Below are 8730 nucleotides of genomic sequence, written 5' to 3' on the forward strand. Positions count from 1 at the left end.
CGCCGGCGCGCTGTCCTCCAGCATGTAGCGCAGCCGGTCGGCGGGGTACGCCGGGTCCAGCGGCACGTAGGCGCCGCCCGCCTTGAGGATGGCCAGCAGGGCGGCGATCATCTCCGGGCCGCGCTCCACGCAGACCCCCACGCGCGCGTCCGGCCCCACGCCCAGGCGGACCAGATGGTGCGCCAGGCGGTTGGCGCGCGCGTTCAGCTCGCCGTAGGTGAGCGACTCCCCCTCGAAGCGCACCGCCACGGCGTCCGGCGTGCGCGCCGCCTGCGCCTCGAACAGCTCGTGGATGCACGCACCGGCGGGGAACGCGGCGTCGGTGGCGTTCCACTCCTCCACCACGCTGCGCCGCTCGGCCGCGGAAAGCAGGTCCAGCCGGTCCACCGGCGTCGCGTCGTCCGCGACCATCTCTTCCAGCACGCGGCGCAGATAGCCGACGTGCCGCTCGACGGTCGGCCGGTCGAAGAGCGCGGTGGCGTAGTCCACCGCCCCCTCGATCCGCCCGCCATCCTCCCACAGCGCCAGCGAGAGGTCGAACTTCGCGCTCACCTGCGGCGCCGAGCCCCCGGAGCCCGTCGGGTCCAGTGCCAGCCCCGGCAGCTCCAGTGTGCCGTCCGGCGCGTTCTGCCAGGCGAACATCACCTGGAAGAGCGGGGTGTGCGCCAGGCTGCGGACCGGCTGCACCAGCTCCACCACCTGCTCGAAGGGGATGTCCTGGTTGGCTTGCGCCTCCAGCGCCCGCGCCTTCACCCGCCCCAGCGCCTCGGCCACCGTCGGCGCGCCGAAGAGCTCGACGCGCACCGGCAGCGTGTTGACGAAGAAGCCGATCAGGCCCTCGATCTCGCTCCGCCCGCGGTTGGCGCTCGGCGTGCCGATCACCACGTCGTCCTGGCCCGAGAGCCGGGAAAGCACGGCCGCCCATCCGGCCAGCAGCGTCATGAACAGCGTGGTGCCGTGCCGCTGCGACAGCGTCCCGAGCGCCGCGGCCAGCGCCTCGTCCAGCTCCACCTTCACCCTGGCGCCCGCGAAGTCCCGCCGCGCCGGGCGCGCATGGTCCGTGGGCAGCTCCAGCAGCTCCGGCGCGCCCGCGAGCGTCTCGCGCCAGTAGTCCGCCTGCCGCTGCAGGACCTCGCCCTCTACCCAGCGGCGGTGCCACGCGGCGTAGTCGGCGTACTGCACCGGCAGCGGCGGGAGCGGATCGGGCTCGCCGCGCGCGAAGGCGGCGTACAGCGCGCCCAGCTCGCGGTACAGCACGCCCGCCGACCAGCCGTCGGAGACGATGTGGTGCATCGTCAGCAGCAGCACGTGGTCATCCGCCGCCATGCGCACCAGGCGACCACGGATCAGCGGCCCCTGCTCGAGGTCGAAGGGCGCGCTTGCCTCGTCCTGCACCAGGCGGCGCAGCTCGTCCTCCGCGTCCGCCGAGGCACGGAGGTCGTGCTCCACCAGCTGGAACGCGCTCTCCTCGACCGACACGATGCGCTGGAACGGCTCGCCATCCACCGCGGGGAAGGTCGTCCGCAGCGCTTCGTGGCGGGCGACGATGCGGTCCAGCGCCCGCACCAGCGCGCCGCGGTCCAGCTCGCCCCGCAGGCGCAGGCTCATGGGGATGTGGTACGCCGCCCCCATCCCCCCCAGCTGTTCCAGGAACCACAGCCGCTGCTGCGCGAACGACGGCGGAACCTTGCCGGTGCGATCCACGCGCTCGATCGCGGCCGCTTCCGCGCGCGCGGCCGTCGCCAGCCCGCGCGCGAAATCCGCCAGCACCGGCCGCTCGAACACGTCGCGCGGCGAGGCCTCCACGCCCAGCGCCTGGCGGACGCGCGAAGCCACGCGCACCGCCAGCAGCGAGTGCCCGCCCAGCGCGAAGAAGTGGTCGCCCCGGCCCACCCGTTCCGCTCGCAGCAGCTCCGCCCAGATCGCCGAGACGGCCTCCTCCACCCGGCCGGACGGCGCCTCGTACCCGCGCCTGGCGAACGCGCCCTCATCCGGGGCGGGCAGCGCCTTGCGGTCCAGCTTCCCGTTCGGCGTCAGCGGAAACGTCTCCAGGCGCACGTAGGCCGCGGGAAGCATGTATTCGGGCAGCCGCTCGGCCAGGCAGGTGCGCAGCGCCTCCGCGTCGGCGTCGCCCACCACGTAGGCGACCAGCCGCGTGTCGCCCGGCACGTCGGCGCGCGCCAGGACGACCGCGTCGCGCACGGCGGGGTGGCCGCGCAGCCCGGCTTCGATCTCGCCCAGCTCGATGCGGAAGCCGCGGATCTTCACCTGGAAATCGGTGCGCCCCAGGAACTCCAGGTCTCCCGACGCGCTCCAGCGCACGCGGTCGCCGGTGCGGTACAGCCGCCCGCCCGGCACGCGGCCGAACGGGTCGGGGACGAAGCGCTCCGCCGTCAGCGCCGGCCGCCCCAGGTAGCCGCGCGCCAGCAGCGGGCCGCCGATGTACAGCTCGCCCGCCACGCCCATCAGCACCGGCGCGCCGCGCGGGTCCAGCACGTAGACGGCCCGCCCGGGAAGCGGCCGCCCGATCGGCACCAGCGGCCTGCCGGCCGCGCCCCGCTCCACCGCGAACGCCGTGGCGGTGATGACGGTCTCCGTCGGCCCGTAGCAGTTCACCAGCCGTCCGGCGCCCCGCGCGTCGCCCGCGCTGGCCGGAAGGGCATCCCCCCCGATCAGCAGGAGCCGGATCCCCGCCAGCGCGTCGCCGGCCGCGCCCTCCGCCACCTCCTGCCAGTACGCCGGCGGCAGGTTGGCCACGGTGATCCCCAGGGCGCGCACCCGCGCCCGGAACTCCGTGGCGCTCCACAGCTCCGCGCCGCGCAGCACCAGCGTGGCGCCGGTGAGCAGCGGAAAGAACACCTGCTCCAGCGAGACGTCGAAGCCCGCCGAGGCGAACTGCAGCACCCGGTCTTCCGGCACGATCCCGTGGACACGGGCCACCGCAAGGAGGTGCGCGGCGGCCGCGGCGTGCTCCACCGCCACGCCTTTCGGCCGCCCGGTCGACCCCGACGTGTAGATCACGTACGCGAGGTCCGTCGGACAGGCGCGGCAGCGCGGGGCCCCGGCCGGCGCGGTGGAGGCCTCGTCGGCGTCGACATCCACCCGCACTGCGGCTGCGGAGGGCACGCGGTCCGCCAGCCCGGCGCGGGTGACCACGGCGCGCACGCCCGCATCTTCGGCGATGTACGCGAGGCGGCCGGGAGGAAGCGACGGATCGAGGGGGACGTAGACGCCGCCCGCCTTCAGCGTGGCGAGGAGTGCGACCACCAGCTCCGGGCGCCACTCCAGGCACACGCCCACCGCCACGCCGCGCCCCACGCCCGCCGCCGCGAGGCGATGCGCCAGCCGGTTGGCCCGCGCGTCGAGCTCCGCGTAGGTGAGGCGCTCGCCCTCGTGCACCAGCGCCGTCGCGTCCGGCGTGCGCGCGGCCTGTGCCTCGAACACGTGGTGGATGCACTGCTCGGCCACGGGCGCCGCATCGCTCGCGTTCCACTCCCTGACCAGGCGCGCGCGCTCCGCGGCGGGGAGCAGGGGGATGTGGTCCACACGCATGGCATCGTCCGCCACCATCCCCTCCAGCACGCGGCGCAGGTAGCCGAGCCAGCGCTCCACCGTCTCCCGCTCGAACAGGGCGGTGGCGTACTCCACCGCCCCCTCGATCCGCTCGCCAGCCTCCCAGAGCGCCAGCGAGAGGTCGAACTTCGCGCTCTCCTGCGGCGGCGACGCCGGATCCAGCGGGCCGGCCGCCAGCCCCGGCAGCTCGGGTGTGCCGTCCGGCGCGTTCTCCCACCCGAACGTCACCTGGAAGAGCGGGGTGTACGCCAGGCTCCGCGCGGGCCGCACCCGCTCCACCACCTGCTCGAAGGGGATGTCCTGGTTCCGCTGCGCCTCCAGCGCGCGCGTCTTCACTCGCTGGAGCAGCTCCCCCACCCTCGGCCCGTCCGAGAGGTCCACGCGAAGGGGGAGCGTGTTGACGAAGAAGCCGATCAGGCCCTCGACCTCGCTCCGGCCGCGGTTGGCGCTCGGGGTGCCGACGACGACCTCGTCCTGGCCCGAGAGCCGGGCGAGCACGGCGGCCCAGCCGGCCAGCAGCGTCATGAACGGCGTGGTGCCGTGCCGCCGGCCGAGCGCCTTCAGCGCGGCCACGAGCGCCTCGTCCAGGACGATCCCCACGGTGCCGCCGGCATGGTCCTGCCGCGCGGGACGCGGGCGGTCGGTGGGCAGCTCCAGCAGCGCCGGCGCGCCGGCGAGCGCCGACGTCCAGTACTCCGCCTGCTCCTGGAGAACGTCCCCGTCCACCCAGCGCCGCTGCCACGCCGCGTAGTCCGCGTACTGCACCGGCAGCGGAGGCAGGGGATCGGGCTCGCCGCGGCCGAACGCTGTGTAGAGCGCGCCCAGCTCGCGGGTGAGCACTCCCCTGCTCCAGCCGTCGGAGACGATGTGGTGCATCGTCACCAGCAGGACGTGGTCGTCGTCGGCCAGGCGGACCAGGCGCCCGCGGATCAGCGGCCCCTGCTCCAGGTCGAAGGGCGCGCCCGCCTCGTCCTGCACCAGGCGGCGCAGCTCGTCCTCCGCGCCGGCCGAGGCACGGAGGTCGTGCTCCACCAGCCGGAACGCGCTCTCCTCGGCCGCGGCGATGCGCTGGACCGGCTCTGCGTCCACCTCCGCGAAGGTGGTGCGCAGCGCCTCGTGGCGGGCGATGATGCGGTCCAGCGCACGCCGCAGCGCCGCGCGGTCCAGCTCGCCCTCGAGCCGCAGCTGCGTGGCGACGTGGTACGTGCCGCCGAGACCGCCCATCTGCTCCAGGAACCAGAGCCGCTGCTGCGCGAAGGACGGCGGAACGTTGCCGGTGCGATCCACGCGCTCGATCGGCGGGAGCCCGGTGCGCGCCGCGGTTTCGATGGTGCGCGCGAGATCCGCCAGCACCGGGCGCTCGAACGGGCTGGAGATCCCCACCTCCGCACCCAGCACCTGCCGCACGCGCGAGATCAGCCGCACCGCCAGCAGGGAGTGGCCGCCCAGTTCGAAGAAGTGGTCCCGGCGGCCCACGCGCTCCACCCCCAGCAGCTCGCCCCAGATCTCCGCCAGCGCCTGCTCCGTCTCTCCCTGCGGCGTCTCGTAGCCGCGCCGCGCGTAGGCGTCTCCCTCCGGCGCGGGCAGGGCCCTGCGGTTCAGCTTTCCATTGGAGGTGAGCGGCAGCGCCTTCAGCCGCACGAACGCCGCCGGCACCATGTGCTCCGGCAGCCGCCCGGAGAGATGCGCCCGCAGCGCATCGATCTCGACCGCGTCGCCCACCCAGTACGCCACCAGCCGCCGGTCGCCCGCCTCGTTCTCGCGCGCGGCGACCACCGCCTCGCGGACGCCCTCGTGCTCCCGCAGCCGCGCCTCGATCTCGCCCAGCTCGATCCGGAAGCCGCGCACCTTCACCTGGAAGTCGTTGCGCCCCAGGAACTCGATGGTCCCGTCCGGCAGCCGCCGCCCCAGGTCGCCCGTCCGGTAGAGACGCGCCCCCGGCTGGCCGCCGAAGGGATCGGGGACGAAGCGCTCCGCCGTCAGCGCCGCGCGGCCCAGGTACCCGCGCGCCACCTGCGCCCCGCCCAGGTACAGCTCGCCGGCCACGCCGGCGGGCACCGGCTGGCCGGCCGCGTCCAGGAGGTAGGCGCGGCAGCCGGCCATCGGCCGGCCGATGGAGACGTGCGGGCCCGCCACCTCGGCCGGGCAGCGCATCCAGGTGACGTCCACCGCGGTCTCGGTGGGGCCGTAGACGTTGTGCAGCTCCGCGTTCGGCAGCAGCTCCGCCGCGCGCCGCGCCAGCGCGGCCGGCAGCGCCTCGCCGCCGCACACCACGCGGACGATGGAGGTGCACCGCTCGATCCCCGGCTCCTCCAGGAGGAACTGGAGCATGGTGGGAACGAAGTGCAGCGTGGTGACGCCCTCGCGGCGGATCGTCTCGGCCAGGTACGCGGGATCGCGGTGCCCGCCCGGGCGCGCGATCACCATCCGCGCGCCCGCCAGCAGCGGCGGGAAGAGCTCGCGCGCCGAGGCGTCGAAGCTCACCGGCGTCTTCTGCAGCACCACGTCGTGCGCGCCGAGCGGCCACGCCTCGCCCATCCACCCCATGACGTTGGCCAGCGCGCGGTGCTCGACCATCACCCCCTTGGGGCGGCCGGTGGAGCCGGAGGTATAGATGACGTACGCCAGGTGGCCGAGCGCCGGCCCCACGCCCGCCGAGGAGGCATTCGCCGCGGACTCATCCGCCCAGTCGCGCGCGCCGGCATCGAGGTCGATCACCGGGATGCCCTCGCCGGCGAAGCGCGTGGCGGTCCCGGCGTGGACCAGCAGCGCGGCGGGGGCCCCGTCGTCCAGCATGTGGCGCAGCCGGTCCTCGGGGTCGCCCGGGTCCAGCGGGACGTACGCGCCCCCCGACTTCAGCACGGCCAGGAAGGCGACCATCAGCTCCGGGCTGCGCTCGATGCAGACCGCCACCCGCACGTCGGGCCCCACGCCCCGCCCGCGGAGGTGGTGCGCCAGGCGGTTGGCGCGGGCGTTCAGCTCCGCGTACGTCAGCGAGCGGTCCTCGAAGACCACGGCGACGGCGTCGGGCGTTCTGGCCACCTGCGCCTCGAAGAGCGCGTGCACGCACGTGTCCCGCGAGACGTTCGCCTCCGTGCGGTTCCACTCCTCCAGCACCAGGCTCCGCTCGGCCTCGTCCAGCAGCTCGAGGCGGTCCACCACCTGCGCATCGTCGGCCGCCATCGCGTCCAGCACCCGCCGCAGGTAGCCCAGCCAGCGCTCCACGGTCGCGCGCTCGAACAGCGCCGTGGCGTACGTGGCACTCCCCACGATGCGCCCGCCTGCCTCCCCCAGCGAGAGCGACAGGTCGAACTTCGCGGTCTCCTGCGCGGGACCCGGTACGGCTTCCAGGTGCAGCCCCGGGAGATCCCAACTCTCGTCCGGCGCGTTCTGCCAGGCGAACATCACCTGGAAGAGCGGCGTGTGCGCCAGGCTGCGCGCCGGCTGCACCCGCTCCACCACCTGCTCGAAGGGGATGTCCTGGTTCTGCTGCGCCTCCAGCGCCCGCGCCTTCACCCGCGCCAGCACCTCGGCCACCGTCGCCGCCCCCGAGAGGTCCACGCGCAGCGCCAGCGTGTTCACGAAAAAGCCGATCAGCTCCTCGATCTCGCGCCGCCCGCGGTTCGCCGACGGGGTGCCGATCACCACGTCGTCCTGGCCCGAGAGCCGCGCGAGCACCGTCGCCCAGCCGGCGAGCAGCGTCATGAACAGCGTGGCGCCGTGCCGCTGCGAGAGCGCCTTCAGCGCCGCGGTCAGCTCCTCGTCCAGCTCCACGTCCACCGAGTCGCCGGCGAAGTCCTGCTTCCGCGGCCGCGCACGGTCGGTGGGAAGCTCCAGCAGCTCGGGGGCGCCCGCGAGCGCCCGCTCCCAGTAGCTCGCCTGCCGCTCCAGCAGCTCGCCCTCGACCCACCCCCGCTGCCAGGCCGCGTAGTCCGCGTACTGCACCGGCAGCGGCGGGAGCGGATCAGGCTCGCCGCGGGCGAAGGCGGCGTAGAGCGCGGAGAGCTCGCCGAAGAGCACCCACATCGACCAACCGTCGCCGACGATGTGGTGCATGGTGACGAGCAGCACGTGATCGTCCGCGGCCAGCCGGACGAGGCGCCCGCGGATCAGCGGGCCGTGCTCCAGGTCGAACGGCGCGCGCGCCTCCTCGTCCATCCACCTGTCGAGCTCGGCTTCCGCGTCCACCTGCCCGCTCACGTCGTGCTCCACCAGGTGAAATCCGCTCGCCTCCGCCGGCGCGATCCGCTGCTCGGGGACGCCGTCCACCTCCGTGAAGGTGGTGCGCAGCGCCTCGTGGCGGGCGACGATCCGGTCCAGCGCGCCCACCAGCGCGTCTCGGTCCAGCTCGCCCTTCAGCCGCAGGCGAGTGGGGATGTGGTACGTGCTGCCCAGGTCCCCCAGCTGCTCCAGGAACCACAGCCGCTGCTGCGCGAACGAGAGCGGGATCGGCCCGGTCCGGTCCACGGGGGTGATCGCCGGCGCCTCCGCCCGCGCGGCCGTCTCCAGCCCCCGCGCGAAGTCCGCCAGCACGGGCCGCTCGAACACGTCGCGCGGCGCGGCCTCCACGCCCAGCGCCTGCCGCACGCGGGAGACGACCTGAACCGCGAGCAGCGAGTGCCCGCCCCGCTCGAAGAAGTGGTCGCGGCGCCCGACGCGCTCCGCGCCCAGCAGCTCCGCCCAGATCGCCGCCAGCGCCTCCTCCACCGTGCCGGACGGCGCCTCGTACCCACGCGCGGGGAACGCATCGGCCTCGGGCGCGGGGAGCGCGCGGCGGTCCACCTTGCCGCTGGGCGTGAGCGGCATCGCCTCCAGCCGCACGTACGCCGCGGGGACCATGTGCTCCGGGAGCCGCTCGGCCAGGTGTGCCTTCAGCGCCTCCACGGCGACCGGCTCGCCGACCACGTACGCCACCAGCCGCTTGTCGCCCGGCGCGTCCTCTCGCGCCACGACCACGGCCTCTCGCACCGCCGGGTGCTCCACCAGCCGCGCCTCGATCTCGCCCGGCTCCACGCGGAACCCGCGGATCTTCACCTGCGCGTCGGTGCGCCCGGCGAACGCCAGCGCCCCCTCCGGCAGCCAGCGGCCCAGGTCGCCCGTGCGGTACAGCCGCGCGCCCGGCTCGCCCGAGAGCGGGTCGGGGACGAAGCGCTCCGC

General features: G+C 74.9%; 1 protein-coding gene. It reads right to left on the bottom strand.

The window, feature by feature from the left end; translation table 11 throughout:
• Positions 1-8730: amino acid adenylation domain-containing protein (locus VF092_26715; protein ID HEX6750909.1), on the bottom strand; the 8730-nt coding region annotated here is incomplete at both ends.

This window comes from Longimicrobium sp., from assembly GCA_036377595.1.
Classification (GTDB): domain Bacteria; phylum Gemmatimonadota; class Gemmatimonadetes; order Longimicrobiales; family Longimicrobiaceae; genus Longimicrobium.